The following is a 20,624-nucleotide window of genomic DNA, read 5'->3' as shown; positions in this document are numbered from 1 at the left end:
TGTTCAAGGCTTTTCCCATGCATGACCTGCAGAAGTACGAAGAGAGTCCGGAGAACGGGGAGCGGGCGGCGGGCGCCCGCCGCGGTGGCCGCGGAAAGGTGCCCGTGGTCGTGAAGGTGCTGGCCGCCGTGGCCTGCCTGAGCTTCCTGCTGCTGGGGGTGCTCGGCTCCCCCGACAGGCCCCTGAGCCGGTCGCCCGAGGTCATCGGCGAACGGGAGATGGTGCGCATCAGCGGACCGACAGGACGCAGTTCCGAGGTCCTCGCTCTGATCGACACCGGTGCGTCTACGTCGTCGGTGGACACGGCACTGGCGAAGGAGCTCGGTTTCGACCTTGCCGCGGTGCCGAGGATCACCGTGGGGTCGGCGCTCGGCCGTGAGAAGCGCCCGGTGGTCGACGCCACGGTGCGGCTGGCCGGCCGCTCCTTCGTCGCCAAGCTCAGCGTCAACAACCGCTCCAAGCGTGAGACTCCCGTCCTGCTCGGACGACAGGAGGTCCGGGGACTTCACGTGGCCGTGGGCAAGCGGCTGCTCACCCAGCCCGACTCCGTCGCCGCGCCGTCGGCCCTGCGCATCCTGTTCGCCAGGGCACCGGCGATCGACCCCGTGTCGATGATGGCGCTGCTGCCCCTGGCGGCCCTGCTGATCGTGGTGCTCCGGGTGGTCGTCGGACTGAACACCCTGGGCACGTTCAGCCCGGTGCTGCTGGCCCTGGCGTACGCGCAGGCGGGCCTGCCCCTCGGCGTGCCGCTGACGCTCGTGATGTTCGCGCTCGGGTTCGCCGTGCAGCCCCTGCTGCGCCGCCTGCACCTTCCGCGGGTCGCCCGGCTCGGCGTGCTGATCGCGGTGGTCACCTCGGGCCTGATCGCCGCCCAGCTCGCCCTGGGCGGTTTCGGGCTCTCGGACTCGTGGGGGATGTCGCTGCCGGTCGTCGTCACGGCGATCGTCACCGAGCGCCTGTGGGAGGCGTGGGACCTCGACGGCGTGAGGGCCGCCGCGACGGGAGCCGCCCTGACCATGGGCACGGCCGTCCTGGTGGCGCTGCTCCTCCTGACGCCGTACGTGCGCGAGGTCGCGGAGGCGGCGCCCCTCCAGCTCGCGATCGTGTGTGCCGTGTGGACATCGATCGCGGGAACGTACCGCGGGCTCCGTCTGAGCGAGCTCTTCCGCTTCGCGCCCGCGGCCAAGAGGCAGGAGATGAAGGCGTGATGTGGCTTCGCGGCTGGGACCCGGTCATGGGCATGAACCTGCGCAACGCCCGGATAGCCCGGCACAACTCGTCGGCCGCCATCCGGCTCGTCAACGACAAACACGCCACCAAGGAGGCGCTGGCCGAGGTCGGCGCCCCCACCTCCCCCACCCTGGCCCTGCTGCGCTCGCGCCGGGAGATCGCCTCGCTGGACTGGGACGGCCTGCCCGACCGCTGGGCCCTCAAGCCGAACCAGAGCCTGGGAGGCAACGGCATCCTGCTGGCTTTCGGCAGGCGTCGCCAGAACTGGACGTCCTCCTCCGGCAAACGGATCACCAGGGAAAGGGTCGCCGACCAGCTGCGGCGCATCCTGGACGGGGACTTCTCTCCGCGCCCCACCGACTGGGCCATGTTCGAACCGCTGATCCGGGCCCACCCCGACCTGGCCCGGCTGTCCCATCAGGGGCTGCCGGACATCCGGGTGATCTGCGATCACGACAGGCCCCGCCTCGCGATGCTACGGCTGCCCACCCGCTTCAGCGGAGGGCGGGCCAACCTGCACCAGAAGGCCATCGGCGCCGCCGTCGATCTGGCCACCGGCCGGATCACCCACGCCCTGGTCGGGAAGGAGCCGACCGAGACCCACCCGGACACCGGCGCACGGCTGATCGGCGCGACCGTTCCGCACTGGCCGGAGGTGCTCGACGCGGCGAGCCGCTGCGCGGCGGCGACCGGCCTGCACTATCTGGGCGCGGACGTCGTCGTCGACGCCGATCGGGGGCCGTTGATCCTAGAGGTCAACGCGCGGCCCGGACTGCAGATCCAGAACGTCACCGGTCACGGCCTGATGGCCGCGACCACCCACCCATGGAGCCCGTGATGCGCTGGACCGCGCTCGTATCCAAGTTCTTCGTCGCCGGCGCGGCCGGTGTGTTCCTCGCGGTCAGTGCCGCGGGCGTACAACCGCCGCGGCAGGCTTCCGACACTGACCCGGGTAGGGAGGTGTCGGCGGACGAGCGGACGACCGCACCCGGTCCGGGGCCGGACGGGCGATCCACCGCTCCCGTTCCGGGTCCTTCACCGACGGCCGGTCACCTCTCGCCCTGAAGGAGCCGGGCGTCGTGGGCCAGGATGGCCGCCTGGACGCGGTTGGCGCAGCGCAGCTTCGTCAGCATGCGGCTCACATAGGCCTTGACGGTGCCCTCCCCCAGGTGCAGCCGCTTGCCGATCTCCGCGTTGGAGGCGCCGGTGCCCACCATTGCGAGGACCTGACGCTCGCGGCTGGTGAGATCGGCGATCCGGTCCAGGCGCGGATCGGCCGGCTCCTCGCCGCTGTCGAGGTACCGGTCGATGAGGTGCCGGGTGATCTGGGGGGACACGACCGGCGCGCCGGATGCGACCCTGCGGACGGCCTGGATGAGTTCCTGCGGGGTGCTGTCCTTGAGGAGGAAGCCCGTCACCCCCGCCTTCAGGGCGCGCTCCACGTAAGCGTGTTCGCCGAAGGTGGTGAGCATGACCACGCGGACCGACGGCGTCCGCTCCGCTATCCGTTCCGCCGCGCGGAGTCCGTCGGTGCCCTGCATCTGGATGTCGAGCATCGCGACGTCCACGTCGTGCCGGGCGGCGAGCACCGACGCCTCGTGGCCGTCCGACGCCTCGGCCACGACGTCGATGCCGTCGGCGTGCTTGAGCACCAGCTTGATGCCGGCGCGGACCAGTTCCTGGTCGTCGGCGAGGAGAACACGGATCACGGGGAGAGCCTCACGTCGTGGGTTGCCGGAAGGGCATGGAGAAGGCGGCCTCTTCGAGGTCGGAGGTCCCGTCCACCTCGGGGTAGGGGACGAAGGCGAGGGTGACGAACTGCACGGCGACGACACCCACCACGCCGAGGGCCATGGCGGCGGCGCTCACGAGCCGGTGCGGCCATGTCCGCGCCGTCGCCACGACGTGCCGTCCGGCCGGGGCGGGCGCGTTCGCCACGGCGGGGCCGGACCCCAGGGGGATGCGGGCGTCGACCGCGTACCCGCCGTCGATCGCGGGTCCGGCGCGCAGGGTGCCGCCGAGCAGACGGATCCGCTCGTGGAGACCGACGAGCCCGAGGTCGCCGCCCGGAAGCCTGACCGCCCGTGCGGCCCGGCTCTCGGGTCCGTTGCGCACCTCGACCCCTACCTGCCGGGGTTCCCTGCGTACGACGACCCGCACGTCCGCCGCGGCGGCGTGCTTGTGCACATTGGTCAGGGCTTCGCGGATCACCCGGTCCACGGCGCGCCGAGCGGTGGGGCTCTCCCCCGTCAAGTCCTCGCCGGTCCACTCGAGACGTACGGCGATCCCGGCCGTACGTGACTGGGCCACCAGGGCGGCGACCTCCGCGTGGGTGCCCGTCTTCACGGTCAGGGGCTCCGACGTGCCAGAAAGCGGATCCCCCGCGCGCAGGACCCCCAGGACGTCCCGCAGCTCGGCCATCGCCTGACGCACCGTGCTGTGCACCAGGAGCGCACTGCGGCGCACCTCGGGGTCACCCGTCTCGCCGGCCATTTCGAGGCCGCCGGAGTGCAGGGCGATGAGGCTCAGCCGGTGACCGAGCAGATCGTGCATCTCGCCCGCGATCCGCGAGCGTTCGCGGGATCTGGCCTGTTCCTCCGCCGAGCGGTGGGCCCGCTCCAGGAAGGCGTTGCGTTCCTCCAGGGCTCGGAGCAGCCGCTCGCGCTGGCCGGTCAGTGCTCCGGCGAGACCGGGCAGGATCCCGCACACGATGCCCGTGACGAGGACGACCATCACGTCGTACTCGAGGATCGGTGCAGGCTCCGCGGCCGAGTGGGCGAGGGTGACGGCCAGGGGCGCCGTCATGGACGCGGTCAGGGTGAGGACGCGGTGGTGGAGACGGATCCAGTTCAGGCCCGCCGTGTAGGCCACGATGGTAAGGGCTCCGCCGGTCAACGGCTCGAACGCCATGAGCGTGGCCGCGGCGACGAGCGCCGTCGCGGGCCGTCGTCGGCGGACGAACACCGACGCCACCGCTCCCCCGGTCGTGGTGAGCTGTCCCGCCGTCCCGAACAGCGCGCCCTGCTCGGAGCTCCAACTGTCCCAGTCCAACAGGGCCGCGACCGTCGCCGCGGTCACGGCGATCAGCGCGAGATCGGCGATCGGCCGAAGCGTCCGGTCCCGCATACCACTCTCCAAGAGGGCCGGTCGCCGCCGGTGGACGGCGACCGGCGGTTCATCCGGTGTCGCCCGGTCAGACGGCCGGGGGGACGACGGGCTGCGACTGGGTGGCGCAGTGGATGCCGCCGCCGCCGGTCGCAATGTTGTCGATGTCGAGCTGGACGACGGTCCGGCCGGGGTAGGCGGCCGCGAGGATGGTGGAGGCCACGCCGTCGGCGTGGTCGTCGCCGAACTGGGGGACGAGCACGGCACCGTTGGCGGTGTAGTAGTTGGTGTAGCTGGACAGGAAGGCGCTGCCCCTGTCCTTGCCGCGGATGCGGCTGCGGTCCGGGCCGGGGAGTTCCGTGACGGTCAGGGGACGACCCTGGGCATCGGTGGCGCTCAGCAGGATCTGCTTGGTCTCGTTGTAGACGGCGACCCACTTGGGGTCGGTGCCGGGGCCGGGCTGGTCGAGCATGACGCGTCCCGGTGCGACGAAGCGGGCCAGGCAGTCGATGTGGCAGTCGGTGATGTCCTGACCCGCGAGTCCGGGCACCCAGATCACCTTGTCGATGCCGAGGGCCGACTTCATCGCCTGCTCGACCTGGTCCTGGGTCATGCCCGGGTTGCGGTTGGCGTTGACGAGCGAGCTGACGGTGGCGAGCAGGGTGCCCTGGCCGTCGGTCTCCAGCGAGCCGCCCTCGCCGACGAACCCCGCCTGGACGCGCGGGACGCCGTACCGGCCGAGGAGGGTCGCGGCCGCGGCGGCGTCGTTGGCGTAGGGCTGGTAGTAGCTCGTGCCGGTCTTGCCCCAGCCGTTGAAGTTGGTGTCCACGCCGGCGACGGCGCCGGGGGCGACGACGAAGGTGGGGCCGAAGTCCCGGATCCACAGGTCGTCGTTGGCTATCTCGACGACCTCGATGCCGTAATGGGCACCGGCTCCGCACTGGTACCGCGCGTCGGCCGCCTGCTCGGGACGGGCGAGCACCACGACGGGCTCGTAGCGGGAGATCGCGTCGGCCACGCGGGCGATGTCACGGCGGACGCCGGTGAAGTACGTGGACCAGACCGAGGACAGCGCGGGCCAGGCCATGAAGGTCCGTACGTGGGGGTCGTGCTCCGCGGGCATCCGCAGCGTGGCGCCGGAAGGGCTGGTGGCGGCGTGTGCGGCCGCGGGCAGCACCGATCCGAGGGCCGCGAGCGGCAGAGCCGCCGCACCGAGCTGGAGCAGTCGGCGTCGGGACGTCGTGGACGTGTCCATGGAACTCCTACCTGAGGGGAGGGGCGGGTGTTGCACGCATGGTTCCGCAGACTGAAAATTCAGTCAATAATCACTTCGGGACCATGTCCCCTACCAATCACTGCGATCACCGATCACCGATCACCGATCACTGCGATAACGCTCGATCGCCGCCGTGACCGGCCCGCCGCCGGCCTGGGCCTCTATCAGCCGCACGACGACGATGCCCTTCCCGTCGGAGCTGCGGACACAGAAGGGCCGCTCGTCGGCCAGGTCCGCGAAGGCGATCCGGGTGACCGGCTCCGTGTCGATGCCCCGCACGCAGTCGGCGGGGCCGAGCTCCTCCGTCGCGGAGACGAAGGCGTCGCTGTCCTCGGGGAGGACGAACTCCGACCGGTCGCGCGCCAGGTACCACGTGGCCGTGTCCGCGGGGACGACCTTCCCGGACTTCAGGTCGAATTCATAGGAGGCGTCAGGGGAGGTCAGCTCCACCTCCTTGCCGACGGACGCATAGGAATCGGCCGCGGGGTACGACGGGCCGGACCCGGCCGCGTCGCCCCCGGCCGGCACATCGAGGAGGTAGACGGCACCACCGGCCGTCACGAGGATCGCGAGCACGGCGAGGACCGCCACGATCAGGCGGCGCCGCCCCTTCCGCGCCCGACGGCGCGAGGAGGGGTCGGCCGGGGCGTCGCCCCCGGGCCGCGGAGGCAGGGGCGCCGGGGCCAGGGTCGGGGGCGGAGCCGGGGCTGGGGTCGGGGCCGCGAGAGTGGGCTGAGCGTGGACGGGCGCCGGGCGTGCCGCCCGCCCCGCCACCTCGCTGCTGATCGACTGGGGCAGCCAGCCCTCGGCGAACTCCGGGCGGGGTCCGACCAGGGGATGGGCGTGGACGGCGGCGATCAGGTCCGCCGTCGTGGGGCGGTCCTCCGGTCGTTTGGCCAGGCACCAGGCCAGCAGATCGCGCAGGTCGTGCGGTACGCGGGCGAGGTCGGGCCGCTCGTGGACCACCCGGTACAGGGCGGCCGACTCCGGCCCCGCCCCGAAGGGAGCCTCACCGCTCGCCACATACGCGATGAGCGCGCCGAGCGCGAACACGTCGGTGGCCGCGGACACCGGTCGCCCCAGCGCCTGCTCGGGGGCCATGAACGCCGCCGTGCCGATGCTCAGGCCGGCCCCGGTCAACGCGACGGCGTCGGCCGCGCGCGCGATGCCGAAGTCGATGACGCGAGGCCCGTCCTCCGCGATCAGTACGTTGGCGGGCTTGAGGTCGCGATGGACGACGCCGGCACGATGGATCGCCTGAAGGGCCTCGGCGACACCCGCCATGAGCATCAGCACCGTTCGCACCGGGAGCGGGCCGTGGCGCTGGACCACCTGATGCAGGGACGGGCCGGGAATGTAGGCGGTGGCGAGCCACGGGGTCGGGGCGTCCACGCCCGAGGCGACCACCTGCGCGGTGAACAGGCCGTGGATGCGCTCGGCGCTGGCCACTTCCTGGGCGAACCGCAGGCGGAACTCGGGGTCCCCCGCGAACTCCTCCCTCACCGCTTTCAGCGCGATCGGGCGGCCGCCGGGGGTGTGCGCCAGGTACACCACGCCCATGCCGCCCGCTCCCAGACGGGCCTGGAGGCGGTAGCCACCGATCTCTCGCGGGTCGTCGGCCGTCAGCGCCGCGTGAGCAGGCTGTGCACCAGGAAGCTGAGCGGACATGCGGTGGCTCTTTCGACGATGTGGAACGAACGGCGTGTCGGCTGATGCGACTGACGCATACTGGCCCTAACTAAAGATTCAGTCAATATGCGACACTGCTGGTTCAGACCACCGAGGAGGAGATCACGTGGCGACGGATCGCCGAGGGGCCATCTTGGAAGGTGCCGCCCGAGTCATAGCGCGGCGGGGAGTGCGCGGGCTGCGCATGGAGGAACTGGCGACCGAGGCCGGGGTGTCCACCGCGCTGATCTACTACCACTTCAAGGACCGGGCCGGCGTCCTTCGCCACACCCTGGAGTTCATCAGCGACCGGGCCGACCGGTACACGTCCGACGAGAACAGCGCCACCGGGCCGCACGATGCCCGACGGGAACTGGAGCAGTCCCTGCTGCTGGAGTTCCAGAACCTCCCGGAGGTCCGCGAGAACAGCACGGCCTGGGGCGAGCTGCGCGCCAGCGCGATCTTCGAGCACGAGTTGCGCGGAGATCTCGCCAGGGCCACGCTGACCTGGATCCACGATGTCGCGGACCTGCTGGGCTGCATCCGGCCGTCGGCTCCCGCGCCGGCCCTCACGGCGGCCGCGGAGAGGCTCACCGGCCTCCTGGAGGGTCTCAGCACCCGCTGGCTCAGCGGCGCACTACCCCTGGACCACGCTCGCGAACTGGTGAAGGAGGCGGTCTCCATCGAGGTCGAACGACTGGACCGCTGACAGCGGACGCACGAGAGGGTCCCACAGAGGGGCGACTCCGCCGCGCGGGCCACCCACGCAAACTTGACTGAATTTTCAGTCAATGCCAGAGTGAGGGCACACCGTATCCGGCCAGGCGTCGCCGACCACCCAAAGGGTCGCGCCCGCCACCCGCGGACGGGCGATGGGACCGCTGTCCACGCCCTCGCCCCCATGGCGCCCGCCCGTCGAATCCCCGGCCCCGCGTGCCCTTCACGATCGGAGACCCCGATGTCAGACCTCCGTCCCTCTCGCCGCTCCGCTCTGCGCCTGCTCGCCGGAATCGGCGCGCTCACCCTCGGCGCCTCGGCCTGCGGCCCCGGCGACCCGGGCCCCTCGGGAGCCACGGGCACCACCGGCCCGGCCGGGGAGACCGGCGAGGAGCGGCGCCTGGGCGCCGAGTGGGAGAGCCACGCCCGCACCTTCATGGCATGGCCCGCGCTGGAGTCCGTCTGGGAGGACGACCTCCCTTACGTGCGCCAGGACATCGCACGGATCGCCCGCGCCGTCTCGGAGTACGAGTACGTCGTGATGATGGCCCGACCGGACCAGCTGGCCGCCGCTCAGAAGGCCTGCGGCAAGAACGTCGAGGTCGTCCCCCTCGCCGTCGACGACCTGTGGGCCCGTGACACCGTCCCCGTGTTCGTCGAGGAGGGCGGCGAGGTCGCCGGCGTCGACTTCAACTTCAGCGGCTGGGGCAACAAGCAGGTCCACGAAAACGACGCCCAGGTCGGACGGAAGCTGCTGTCGAAGTACGGGATCCCCCGCATCCAGACGTCGATCGTCGCCGAGGGAGGCTCCTTCGAGACGGACGGCGAGGGCACGCTCCTGATCACCGAGAGCTCGATCGTCAACGACAACCGCAACCCGGGCAAGTCCCGCGCCCAGATCGAGGCCGAGCTCAAGGAGCTCCTCGGCATGGACAAGGTGATCTGGCTGAAGGGCGTACGCGGCGAGGACATCACCGACGCCCACGTCGACAGCCTCGTCCGCTTCACCGCGCCCGGGGTGATCCTCCTGGACCGCGCCTTCCCGGGCATGCCGGCCGACTCCTGGTCGCGCTCCTCCGACCAGGCCAAGTCCGTGCTCAGCGAGGCGACCGACGCGCAGGGCCGAAGCTTCGAGGTCATCGACCTCCCGCAGCCGGACCCCGACCGGATCACGGGCTACAGCGACGACTTCCTGTCGACCTACGCCAACTTCTACATCGGCAACGACGCGGTGTACATGCCGAAGTTCGGCGACAGGAAGGCCGACGACCGCGCCCGGGGCATCCTCCAGGAGCACTTCCCCAAGCGGGACATCGTGCAGGTGAACATCGACACCATCGCCACCGGAGGCGGCGGGATCCACTGCTCCACCCACGACCAGCCCGGCAAGCCGGTCGAGTGACCACGATTCATGGGAGCGCCCGTGTCCACCACCCGACGCCACAGGCCGAGCCGCGGCAGACTCCTCCCCGCCGTGGCGGCCTGCCTCCTGATCGCGGCGGCCGTCACTCTGGGCACGTGGCTCCAGTTCGGCGAACGGCAGGCCCTGGACCGGGTGTACGACGCGGGCGGTTCGGCCCCTGACCGCGTGGACGTCGAGGCCTCGATCCAGCGTGTCGACGCCGCCGGGCGGGAACTGACCCTACGGGTGAACGTCACCCCGCGCGGGGAACTGGCCGAGGCCGGCGGCGTCTCGCCCACCGAGGACCTGACGCTCCAGACGTCGACCTCCACCCGGGGCGATCTGTCCTTCAAGGCGCACAGCCGCATCGCGACCATGGACCTGCCCGTCACCTTGAAGGGCGGTTCGATCACGGACTACCCCTTCGACGCCTACGACGCCTCGATCGAGTTCACCGCCGTCCAAGGCGGCCAGAAGGTCCCCGTCCACATGACGCTGTCCAACGGCGACGCGCTCTTCTCGGCGGCGGTGGACGACGCCTCGGACGACGGGACCGCGGCCTTCGACATCGGCCTGGGACGCTCCAACAGCGTGCTCGTCTTCACCGCCTTCATGATGGCCGCCATGTGGGGCCTCGCCCTCTCGGTGCTCACCGGGGCGTGGTTCCTCGTCACCCGGCGAAAGGGCCTCACCTGGCCCGCTCTCGGCTGGATGGCCGCCACGCTCTTCGCCCTGGCCGCCTTCCGCAACACGGCCCCGGGCACGCCGCCGATCGGCTGCCTCATGGACTACATCGCCTTCCTCTGGGCCGAGACCGTCATCGCCTTCTGTCTCGTCACCGTGGTCGTCACGGGTTTCAGGGCCGAACGCCGGACGTCGGACGTCGAGTAGTCCCCGGCAGGCCCGCAGTCCGACCGGACCTGCCGACCGGGTCGATGGTCGGGGTGCGGTGGAGCGGGTGGCGACACCCCTGCCCCACACCGGCCTCGCCGTCGCCCATGGCGTCCGATCGATGCATGATCGATGGCCCGGGGCACAGGACCGTACGTTCCTTCCCACAGACCGACCCGCCGGGCCCCGGCTGCGACAGCGCTCCGATCTTCATGCATCAACCACCGCCTTCCACCGAAGAGTCGGCCCCACGAGCTTCAGGACGTGCCGTTCTCGCCAGAGGCGACCGAGCACGCCCCGCGATGATCGGGGCCCGTTCGCTTCTCCCTGCCTGACGGTCCGACCCCTGCGCCAAAGCCAGCGGAACAAGACTCACAGGACCACTCCGGACAGTCTTGACTGAATTTTCAGTCGGGGTCAGGATGGGCGCCACAACCTCGTCCCCCTCACCAAAGGACCCCCCATGACCACGCCCCTCACCTCCCGACGCCGGCTCCTCCAACTCGGCGCGACCGCCGTGCCCCTCGCCGCCCTCGGGTCCGCGCTGCCCACGACCGCCGTCGCGGCCACCACCGGGTCGGGCGCCACTCTGCGGATGCCCGCGGAGACCGACCCCCACGTCCGCACCTTCATGGCCTGGCCGGCGCTTTCGTCGGTCTGGTCCACGCAGCTCGACGGCGTCCGCAACGACATCGCCCGCGTGGCCTACGCCATCTCCCGGTTCGAGCCGGTCGTCGTCCTGGCGCGCCCCTCGCAGGCCGCCGATGCCCGTTACGTCTGCGGTCCCGGTGCGTACCACGGCATCGAGGTCGTCGAGATAGCCAACGACGACCTGTGGATCCGGGACTTCGGCCCCACCTTCGTCGTCGCCCCCGGCGCCATCGCCGGTGTGGACACCAACTTCAACGGCTGGGGCAAGACCGGCACGAGCTACTACCAGCCCTACGCCAACGACGCCGCCGCGGCCACGACATTGCTGGGCCGGTACGGGGTCAACAGGATCCAGGCTCCGTTCGTCGGCGAGGGCGGCTCGCTGGAGACCGACGGCCAGGGCACCCTGATGGCGACGGTCAGCTCCCTGGTGAACAGCAACCGGAACCCTGGCATGACCCAGGATCAGGTGGAGCAGTCGATGAAGTGGGCCCTCGGCGCCGACAAGGTCATCTGGGTCCCCGGTCTGGCCGGGCAGGACATCACGGACTGCCACATCGACTGCCTTGCGCGCTTCGTCGCGCCCGGCAAGGTGATCCTCGACCAGCCCGGCCCCGGCACGAGCAGCAAGTGGGTCGCCGTCTACAACGAGACCAAGAAGGTCCTGCAGAGCGCCACCGACGCCCAGGGACGCCGACTGGACATCACCGAACTCCCCGGACCCGACCGGCGGTACATCCGAGGAAGGGGAACGGACTTCCTGTCCAGCTACACCAACTACTACACCGCCAACGGCGCCGTACTCGTCCCCCAGTTCGGCGACAGCTACGCCGACGGTGTGGCCTACGACATCCTGCGGGCCGCGTACCCCGGCCGCACCGTCGTCCAGGTCAAGATCGACAACATCGCCAGCGGTGGTGGCGGCATCCACTGCGCCACCCAGTCGCAGCCCGTCGTACCGGCAGGGGCCTGACCCACAGTCACGGGGCGCTGACCGAACAGGCATCGCGCTGCTCGGGCCGGCACTCCGCCGTTCTTCTCGTCGCCGACGCGGTCGCGTCACCGGCGAGAGCGCAGAGGCAGGTCACGACGGGACCGCACCCGAGGCCGAACAGCCCCGAACGCGTCACCCCCGACGTGACGGCGCCCAAGCCGTTTCCTTCAGCTCATGTCATGGACCAGGTGAAGGGGGCGGCGAGGTGGACGGTGGGGTCTTGTCATGTCGAGGGTCCAGGCCGCGCCACTGATTGAACTCGTCGGTGCGCCGCTCGACGGTATTGCGCTGCTGGCACACCTCTCGGTCGAAGGCCGACGGGCATCCGTCGGATCGGTCTCGCTTCTTGTGCGTGGAGACCTGCTCGGAGAGGTGAGGGATCCCTGTTCGGATCCCTCACCGGCGGAGATGGGTTCGGACTGCGTGGGATGAGCAGGCCTCGTGCGCCGGGATCGCGTCCGGCGTGGTACTGGGATGGCCGGCCCGGCCATGTCTCACCCACCGCCAAGGTCCGGACCGTCTGCGGGCCGTCGCGTTTCGAAAAGTCCCAACCTCCACCTATTCCACTGGTCAAGCGCAGAGCAGTTGCTGCACCGCCAGCAGAGGCAGAACCTGCCATTGCCCCGACGCCGTGCAATCAGGCTGCTTCCCAGAGGCCGGCGTCCAGGACCCGGGCGGCCTTGGTGATGCTGCCCGGCATCAAGTGCCGGTAGGTGCGGTACGTCTCCTCGATGGACCTGTGCCCCATCCACTCCGCGACGTCGGTGATCGGGATCCCGTTGCCCAGGGCGTTCGAGGCGAAGTAGTGCCGAAAGCCGTACATCCCCACCCCCTCCTCCGGCGGAAGGTCCGCAAAGAGCCTCTTCACCCGCCGCCGCTCCATGCCCTCGGTGAAGTAACCGCCCGGACCACGCAGCAGATAGCCGTCCCGCGTGATGCCGTGCTTCTCCGCATACCGCTCGATCGCCTCCCGCACCGACCGCGGCAAAGGCACCTCCCGGAACTCCCCCGCCTTGCGGTGCTTCAGCTTCGCCGGCCTCAGCGTGTTCGAGTGGATCTGCTCCCGCACCCGGTAGACGTCCTGCGCCACCACGTTGTGGAGGTTCACCGCCCGCGCCTCACCGTTACGCAGGCCGCACCCCGCCATCATGACGATCTCCAGCGCCAAGTCCTCGTCGGCAATGGTCAGCGCTTTCGCCACGTAGGCGAGGGACGGAATGGCCACCTGCTCGCGCACATATTCCGGTTCCTGAACCCCCTTCACCGGGTCGTCCGCCATCGCCCCCTTGGCGTACGCGTCCCGCAGGATGGTCTTCAGGACGCGGAAGATGTTCACCTGGTTGCCCCGGCCGACCCCGTCGCTCTCCATCTCGTCCAGGAAGCGCTCGACCACCATCGGGGTGACCGAGTTCAGCTTCCGCGCTCCCAGACGCGGGACGATGTGGACGTTGATCGAGCTGTCGACGTGCCAGCCGGTGGAGTAGTCCGTCATCCGGCGCTGCCTCGGCCGCCACTGCTTGGCGTACTCCTCGACCGTCATCTGACCCAGCTCACGGCGGGCCGCCGCCACCGACGGCGCCGTGGTCTTCTTCTCCGCATACAGCTGGGTGAGGCGCTCGATCGCGTCATCCTGCGTGGCGTACCCGGACTCCTCGCGCTGCCTGCCCAGCGCGTCGCGAAAACGGATCGAGTACGGGTGGGGGCAGCGGGTGGGCTTGGCGCAGTCGCAGTCCTTGAAGAAGGAACCCATGCCGCGGGCGAGCTGTCGGGCCATGTGACGCACCATCCGTTCCAGCCCAAGAATCCTGCTCAGGCACCGCGCTGCGGGTCGGTGGTCAGCAAGCGCGGACACCATGCGGACGCATGCTGACCGTTTGCTGACCTGAGGGGGGCACATGATGCCCCTGACCTGCGGCGACGCCAAATAGTCAGATCTTGGACTTGAACAGAGTACGCAGCACTTGGGACTCCTCGAAGACGGCTCCCTGCCTGCTTTGTGCAGGTCAAGGGCGTCCTCGACTCTACATCGACACCCCCGTCCGATGTTTGTGAGGAACATCGCTCCGGTCGGGCTGGACGGCTTCCCACCTGGGGTTTCCCTTCGCACCGGCGCCTGCTGGGACGATCGTCCCGGAACGCGCGGGGACTGATGCTGACCAGTTGCTGACTTACCTGATGAGCCATCAACCATGCGGGGACCGCTCTGCACGCACGGACGACGGGCGTCCACGCACCGACCTGTCGGGCACCGACATCGCTCTGGTTCATGGAACACGGCCCCTTTGGCCATCGACCGGTCGACGCGCGACCGCTCCGGAAGTCGGCTCGCCGTCTGCTATCCGCCCGAGGCCCCTCGGCAGCGTGGAACTCACGAGCGACGGCTTCGCGAGCCGGAGGCACGATAGGAAACCGGCCCCGGCCGGCGGCACACGGGCCCCTTCGGCGCTGGGAGCGGAAGCGTGTACGAGCCCGGCTGCCGACGTTGCCGCAAGTATCGATCGAGGCAACAGGAACACGTAGCGGCGGGGCATGACCGCCGACGAACTACAGGCGCGCTACCGGCTGCGCTGGATCCCAGACTGACCGACGAGGCGGAACGGCATGAGCAGCGGTATGCAGCCGTAAGGCGGCGGATCCCCGGCAGATGCTGCATATCCGGCCCTCTGGTCTTCGCGTGCCCAATGGACGACCTCGCCGTGCCCATGAGTGGGCGTGGACGGAATCGAGGGGGCCGCGCACGGCCTCGGTCCCTGGCAGCGCGCCCACAACTGGCTGGTGGTCGCCGCCCGCCGACCATTCACCAGCGGCGCTGACAACCACCCCTTCTACGGTGCCCCCGCGCTCGCTCACGTCCTGGCCTGCGCTGCCGATGGTCTCCCCGGCGCCTACGAGCGCGATCTCGACCTGCTGGACCGCCAGGTGCTCACCGACGTCCGCGTGCGCCTGGACGCCGCCGGCTCCGATGTGGCCTCGCAGAGGACGCTGCTGTCCGTGGAGAGTCGGGCAGGGCGCAAAAACACGGCCATCGTGACCCCGTGCGGAAGGGCGAGCGGCAACAGCTGTAATGGCTCGGTAACGGCTGCTTCCTAGGGTGCGGGCAACCCCCGACTCCCATCTCCGAGGAGTGCCCTGATGCACCCGTCCCGACCGCAGCGGCGCAGACGCGCCCTATCGGCGGCGGCCTCGCTGTCCGCGGTGACCGCCCTGCTGGCCGGTCCCGTGCCCGCGGCCCTGGCCGTCGATGCCCCGGTTCCGTCCGCGAAGGTGGACCCGTCCGTGCTGAACGCCGTGCACGACGGCGGCCGGACGTCGTTCTTCGTCGTCCTCGAGGGCGAGGCCGATCTGACGGCGGCGAGGAAGCAGCGCACGCACGCGAAGGCCGCCACGGCCGCGTACACGGCGCTGAAGTCCCATGCCGAGTCCAGCCAGAAGTCGCTCACCTCCTTCCTCGACGGGGAGAAGGTCGGTCACAAGGACTACTGGATCGCCAACACCGTCCAGGTCACCGGCGACCAGGACCTCGTCGACGAGCTCGCCGCACGCTCGGACGTGAAGTCGATCGTCGAGGCGAAGACGTTCAAGCTCGACGACATCGAGACCTCCGGCGCCGGGGTCACCCAGACGCGCACCTCCTCCTCCGGGGACGCCGCCGGCACCACCCCCGAGTGGGGCATCGCCGACATCAAGGCCGACCAGGTCTGGAACCAGTACCAGGACCGCGGCGAGGGCATCGTCATCGCCAACATCGACACCGGCGTGCAGCACAACCACCCGGACCTGGTGAAGCAGTACCGCGGCAACAACGGCGACGGCACCTTCACCAACGACTACAACTTCTACGACGCGACCGGCGACTGCGCCACCAGCAGCACGCCGTGCGACAACAATGGCCACGGCACCCACACGATGGGCACGATGGTCGGCAAGAACGGCATCGGTGTCGCGCCGAACGCGAAGTGGATCGCCGCCAAGGGCTGCGGCACCTCCGAGTGCGCGCAGGAGGACCTGCTGGCCGCCGGTCAGTGGATCCTCGCGCCGACCGACCGCAACGGTCAGAACCCCCGCCCGGACCTCGCGCCGAACATCGTCAACAACTCCTGGGGCAACACGGGCGGCACCGACCCCTTCTACCAGGACGTCCTCGACGCCTGGGACGCCGCGGGCATCTTCGAGGCGTTCGCCGCGGGCAACGAGGGCAACGGCGTGACCTGCTCCACGACCGACCCGCCCGGCGCGATGGCCTCGTCCTACGGCGTCGGCGCCTACGACTCGGCCGGCAGGATCGCCCGGTTCTCCGGCTTCGGCCCCTCGCGGGTCGACGGCTCGGCCGAGCCGAACATCACCGCGCCGGGCGTCGACGTCCGGTCCACCTGGCCCGGCTCCTCGTACAACACCGAGGACGGCACGTCGATGGCGACCCCGCACGTCGCGGGCGCCGTCGCCCTGCTGTGGTCGGCGGCCCCCTCGCTGATAGGCGACATCGACGAGACCCGCAGGCTCCTCGACGAGGGCGCGCGTGACGTCGCCGACACCCACTGCGGCGGTACCGCCGGCTCCAACAACGTCTGGGGCGAGGGCAAGCTCGACATCCTCGCGTCCATCGACAAGGCCCCGCACACCGCGGTCACCGTCACCGGCAAGGTCACCGACAAGGCGACCGGTGCCGCTCTGCCGGGCGTCACCGTCGACGCCACCACGAACGGCACGACCCGATCGGTGACCACCGACGCCGACGGCTCCTACCGGCTGTCGCTGCCCGCGGGCACGTACGACTTCGCGTACAGCGCCTACGGCTACACGACCGGCACGGTCCCGAACGCCGCACTGGTCACGGGCGTGCCGCTGACGCAGGACGTCGCGCTCGCCGCGGTGCCCGCGCACGCGGTGACCGGCACCGTCCTGGACGTCTCCGGCAGGCCGCTCGCGAAGGCCACCGTCTCCGTGCCCGGCGTCCCGGTCGACCCGGTGACCACGGACGCCCAGGGGACCTACACCCTGCCGAAGGTGGCCGAAGGCGCGTACACGCTGCGGGTCGAGCCCTCCGCACCCGTCGTCTGCAACGGCACCTACACCGGTGCGCTCACGGTCGACGGCGCCGAGACGGCCGACGTGAAGCTGCCGAACCGCACCGACACGGGCGGCACCTACTCCTGCGCCCCCGTCGCCTCCTCCTGGATCAAGGGCTCCTCGAACACCGGCCTGACCGGCGACGAGGACGCCAGGACGATCAGCCTGCCGTTCCCGGTGTCGTACTACGGCGTGACGTACACCAGCGCGTCCGTCACCACCAACGGCCTGGTCGACTTCCTCCAGCCGCGCCTGGGCGACTTCGCCAACACCGCGCTGCCCGCCGCCGCGCAGCCCAACGGTGTCGTCGCCGCGTTCTGGGACGACCTCGTCCTGGACAAGCGCTCCAGTGTCCAGACCGCCGTCACCGGCAAGAGCGGCGCCCGTAGGTTCGCGATCGTCTGGAACAACGCCGCCTTCGGCGCCGACACCTCGGTGCGGGTCTCTTTCGAGGCCGTCATCGACGAGGCCAGCGGCGCGATCACCCTTCAGTACCAGGGCATCGGCTCCGGCGCGCTCCAGCGCGGCGGCTCGGCGACCACCGGCATCGAGAACCAGGCCGGCACCGACGGCCTCGGCACCTCCTTCGACGAGACCGTCCTGAGCGACGCCACCGCAATCCGCTTCACCCCGAGGGACGCCCGATGAGAAACACCCGACGACGGGGCCTGCGCCTGGCCTCCGTACTGATCGCCTCCGGACTCGCCGTGACCGTCGCCCCGGCGGTCCACGCCGCCGGGGACGACGGCAGCCTGATGACCCTGACGGACAGCCAGGCCGAGCAGCTGGCACAGCGTCTGACGCCCGACGTGTACGGGGACGGGCGCAGCCTGGGGGACCCGTTGGAGGCGGCCGAGGACGCCGAGGAGAAGGCCGGGACCGACGCCCTGGCCGACGGTGCCGCGGACGCGACGACCGGCGCCTCCACCCAGGCGACGACCGGCGCCTCCACCACCGCCACCCCCAAGTGGAAGCTGACCAGGAAGTCCGACGTCGAGGGCGCCCAGGGCATGGCCGCCACGTTCCCGGTCGGCGGCGCGGACGGCGACTACTTCTCGGTCAACGGGCTCAGCCCGGTCCAGCGCATCGGCGCCGACGGCAAGCAGCTGTGGTCGCGCGGTGCCGCGTCCCTGGACTCGGACTGGCGGATCACCCCGACGTTCCGGGGCCCCAAGGAGCCGTACCCGCCCGCCGTCGTCATGGGCTTCAACGCGGTCAGCCCGTTCACCATGGCCACCGACGACGGCGTCGCCACCGGGGACCTGACCGGCGACGGCGTCGACGACATCGTCTTCACCGCCGAGGTCGGCGTGAACCCGTACCGGCCGTTCACCTCACCGGGCTCCTCGCTGCCCAACGGCACCTTCGTCACGATCCTCGACGGCGCCACCGGCAAGACGCTGTGGTCGAAGCTGTACGCGGCGGCCTACAACGTCAAACTGGTCGGCACGACGCTCGTCGTCGCGGACTCGGCGTTCTACAACCTCAACTCCCCCGCCGGTTCCAAGGCCACCCTGAACGGCATCCGCTTCGACCACGCCGACGGCAGGCTCACCCCGGTCGACAGCTGGTCGTACGACGCCGGCACCTACAGGGGCGTCCAGTGGGGCTCGCTGGAGCCGATCGGCGACGGACTGCTCGCCGCCTCCTGGAACCAGGCCAAGCGCTACGCCCCCGACGGCTCCCCCAGCGGCCACACCCTGGTGATCGACACCACGGACGGCTCCGTCAAGTGGAACGAGACCGGCCGCCTGTACGTGCGCCAGCTGCGCCTGGACGCCGCCCGCGGCCGGATCGTGGCGCTGGAGCAGTCGGACCACAACGAAGGCGTGAAGTACGAGATCGCCGCGTACGACCCCGCCGACGGCACCCGCACCGGTCTGACCGAGCGGATCAACGCGCTGCCGCTCGCCCTGGAGATCGGTGACGTCCAGGGCGGCTCGAAGCCGGAGTACACGGTCAGCGAGTCGACCCTCGACAACGGCCTGTGGATGAACAGCAACAGCGTCCGCGCCCTGAACGGCGACGACGCGAGCCTGCTGTGGGCCCACACCGTCAAGCGGTCCGCGATCGACGGCGACGTCGACGCCGCCTGGGGCATCAAGGCCGTGGACGGCAAGATCGTCGCCTCGTACCTGGACTCCGACGGCCGTGAAACCGCCGAGAACCGCGCGGGCGGCCACTACGCCCGCATCATCGCGCTCGGCGGCGGCAACGGCGCCGTCAAGTGGGACGACAACGGCATCGTCGGCTCGGTCATGTTCGCCCAGCCGTTCAGGAAGGGCGACGGCTGGCGCCTGCGCACCGTCGACACCAACCAGAACGTCCGCGTCTACAACACCGGCAACGGCAGGCAGACGGACCTCCAGCCGCTGGAGGGCGTCCCCGTCACCGCCGCCGCCACGGACGTCGACGGCGACGGGAAGAACGACGTGGTCCTCGGCGGCTCGTCCAACGCCCTGTTCGCCTACGACGGTCCCTCGATGGTCGCGGGCAAGCCCGAGCAGCTGTGGAAGACGACGCTGCCCGGGCGCGTCGTACAGGTCGTCAAGGCCGACACCGACGGCGACGGCCGCGACGAGCTGATCGTGGCCGACAGCTCGGCGACCGTGGTCGTGGACGCCCGTACCGGCAAGATCCTCACCACGATCGACGCCGCCCAGGGCGAGTACGTGCGCAACGTCGTCGCCTCCGACCTGGACGGCGACGGCGCCGCCGAGATCGCGGTGGCCACCGACGAGGTCCGCGCGTACGAGGGCGACGGCACCCCGAAGTGGGAGTACGCGGTCCCGTCCGAGATCGGCACACCGGCGTTCGCCGACCTGTCCGCCGCCGACGGCAAGGTGTACGCCCAGTTCCAGACGCGCGGCGGCGACCCGACGGCGGCCCGCGCCGTGGGCGGCGTCGGGCTGAACGGCAAGGACGGCACCACCGCCTGGACGTTCACCCCGAAGGCGCCCGACACCAGCCAGGGAGCCGTCCTCGGCATCCCGCTGCGGGCCGGCACCTTCGCCTCGTCCCGCATCCCCTACGCCGACGGACACGCGGTCGTCTTCACCTACGTGGTCCGCGGCAACGCCCAGCAGCTGCCGCCGAACCAGCTGACCAACATGGTCCAGATCCGCGACGGCCGCACCGGCGAGCTGCTGCACGAGGCCAAGGCGGGCGGCTACGCCACCCTCGCCAACTGGAGCACCGAGGGCGACCTCCTGGTCGAGAACAGCCTCGCCTCGCTCCGTGCCTACGCCGCCGACGGCGTGGACCACAAGAACCGCGCGCTGGCCGAGGTCCGCGGCGGTTCCTTCGCCACGGGCCCGGACGGCGCCCGCGTCCTGGTCCGCAGCGGCACCCAGTTCGTCGCTCTCTACGACCCGTCGGTGCTGACCGGGAGCGTGGACTACCCGCCGCTCGTCAACGGCTACGACGTCCTGGGCGCCCGCGAGAACTTCGTGGCCGACCTCGACGACGACGGCAAGGACGAGATCATCGCCCTGCCCTTCGACGAATACGGCACCGACCTCGCGGCGGGCCTCGTCGGCAACAAGGTGGCCGGCACGTACACGGCGATCCGCTCGGCGACCACGCTCACCATCGACAAGGGCTGACCGGCCGCGGCGCGCACG

The 20,624-nt window shown here is 70.7% G+C and carries 14 protein-coding genes; 9 read left to right on the top strand and 5 right to left on the bottom strand.

Annotation, left to right across the window (positions count from 1 at the left end; all coding sequences use genetic code 11):
* The first annotated feature begins 17 nt into the window (after nt 1–17).
* Complete coding sequence (locus K7G60_RS23925; protein WP_225802989.1) at nt 18–1,208, top strand: 7TM domain-containing protein; 1,191 nt, start codon at nt 18–20, stop codon at nt 1,206–1,208.
* Nucleotides 1,208–2,068 carry a sugar-transfer associated ATP-grasp domain-containing protein gene (locus K7G60_RS23920; protein WP_225803005.1) on the top strand — a complete coding sequence of 287 codons (861 nt, stop codon included), beginning with the start codon at nt 1,208–1,210 and terminating at the stop codon, nt 2,066–2,068. Before K7G60_RS23925 ends, K7G60_RS23920 begins: the two co-directional genes overlap by 1 nt.
* A 211-nt stretch (nt 2,069–2,279) precedes the next feature.
* On the opposite strand, the gene K7G60_RS23915 is transcribed toward K7G60_RS23920, so the two are convergent.
* From K7G60_RS23915 to K7G60_RS23900, 4 genes are all read right to left on the bottom strand, one after another.
* On the bottom strand, nt 2,280–2,939 hold the full coding sequence (locus tag K7G60_RS23915; RefSeq protein WP_225802988.1) for a response regulator transcription factor: 660 nt from the start codon (nt 2,937–2,939) through the stop codon (nt 2,280–2,282).
* Nucleotides 2,940–2,949: 10 nt separating this feature from the next.
* Nucleotides 2,950–4,356, bottom strand: coding sequence for a sensor histidine kinase (locus K7G60_RS23910; protein WP_225802987.1), 1,407 nt, complete (start codon nt 4,354–4,356; stop codon nt 2,950–2,952).
* 67 nt (nt 4,357–4,423) lie between these two features.
* Nucleotides 4,424–5,590: an agmatine/peptidylarginine deiminase gene (locus K7G60_RS23905; protein ID WP_225802986.1), complete on the bottom strand. Its 1,167-nt coding sequence runs from the start codon at nt 5,588–5,590 to the stop codon at nt 4,424–4,426.
* A 120-nt stretch (nt 5,591–5,710) separates the two neighbouring features.
* Nucleotides 5,711–7,279, bottom strand: a complete 1,569-nt coding sequence (locus K7G60_RS23900) for a serine/threonine-protein kinase (protein ID WP_225802985.1) — start codon at nt 7,277–7,279, stop codon at nt 5,711–5,713.
* 127 nt (nt 7,280–7,406) lie between these two features.
* Here K7G60_RS23900 and K7G60_RS23895 point away from each other — a divergent pair, with 127 nt between their 5' ends.
* The 4 genes from K7G60_RS23895 (at nt 7,407) to K7G60_RS23880 (ending at nt 11,913) form a co-directional block, all read left to right on the top strand.
* Nucleotides 7,407–7,988 carry a TetR/AcrR family transcriptional regulator gene (locus K7G60_RS23895; protein ID WP_225802984.1) on the top strand — a complete coding sequence of 194 codons (582 nt, stop codon included), beginning with the start codon at nt 7,407–7,409 and terminating at the stop codon, nt 7,986–7,988.
* A 249-nt stretch (nt 7,989–8,237) separates the two neighbouring features.
* Entirely contained in the window at nt 8,238–9,398 is a 1,161-nt protein-coding gene (locus K7G60_RS23890; RefSeq protein ID WP_225802983.1) for an agmatine/peptidylarginine deiminase, read from the top strand.
* Nucleotides 9,399–9,419: 21 nt separating this feature from the next.
* Nucleotides 9,420–10,289: a DUF4436 family protein gene (locus K7G60_RS23885; protein ID WP_225802982.1), complete on the top strand. Its 870-nt coding sequence runs from the start codon at nt 9,420–9,422 to the stop codon at nt 10,287–10,289.
* A 463-nt stretch (nt 10,290–10,752) separates the two neighbouring features.
* Nucleotides 10,753–11,913, top strand: coding sequence for an agmatine/peptidylarginine deiminase (locus tag K7G60_RS23880; protein WP_225802981.1), 1,161 nt, complete (start codon nt 10,753–10,755; stop codon nt 11,911–11,913).
* A 658-nt stretch (nt 11,914–12,571) separates the two neighbouring features.
* Here the strand turns inward: K7G60_RS23880 and K7G60_RS23875 are convergent.
* Nucleotides 12,572–13,708: a tyrosine-type recombinase/integrase gene (locus K7G60_RS23875; protein WP_225802980.1), complete on the bottom strand. Its 1,137-nt coding sequence runs from the start codon at nt 13,706–13,708 to the stop codon at nt 12,572–12,574.
* Between the two features lie 938 nt (nt 13,709–14,646).
* Between K7G60_RS23875 and K7G60_RS39220 the strand changes: the two genes are divergently transcribed.
* Genes K7G60_RS39220 through K7G60_RS23860 form a run of 3 tightly spaced genes read left to right on the top strand, consistent with a single transcriptional unit; the run spans nt 14,647 to nt 20,606 of the window.
* Nucleotides 14,647–15,024, top strand: a complete 378-nt coding sequence (locus tag K7G60_RS39220) for a hypothetical protein (RefSeq protein ID WP_308081998.1) — start codon at nt 14,647–14,649, stop codon at nt 15,022–15,024.
* 42 nt (nt 15,025–15,066) lie between these two features.
* Nucleotides 15,067–17,649: a S8 family serine peptidase gene (locus K7G60_RS23865; protein ID WP_225802979.1), complete on the top strand. Its 2,583-nt coding sequence runs from the start codon at nt 15,067–15,069 to the stop codon at nt 17,647–17,649.
* Complete coding sequence (locus K7G60_RS23860) at nt 17,646–20,606, top strand: VCBS repeat-containing protein (protein WP_225802978.1); 2,961 nt, start codon at nt 17,646–17,648, stop codon at nt 20,604–20,606. Before K7G60_RS23865 ends, K7G60_RS23860 begins: the two co-directional genes overlap by 4 nt.
* Nucleotides 20,607–20,624 lie beyond the last annotated feature (18 nt).

Source organism: Streptomyces sp. NK15101, from assembly GCF_020400725.1.
Taxonomy (GTDB): Bacteria; Actinomycetota; Actinomycetes; order Streptomycetales; family Streptomycetaceae; genus Streptomyces.
Note: the sequence above shows the minus strand (reverse complement) of the source record. Positions and strands in the feature narration are given on the sequence as shown.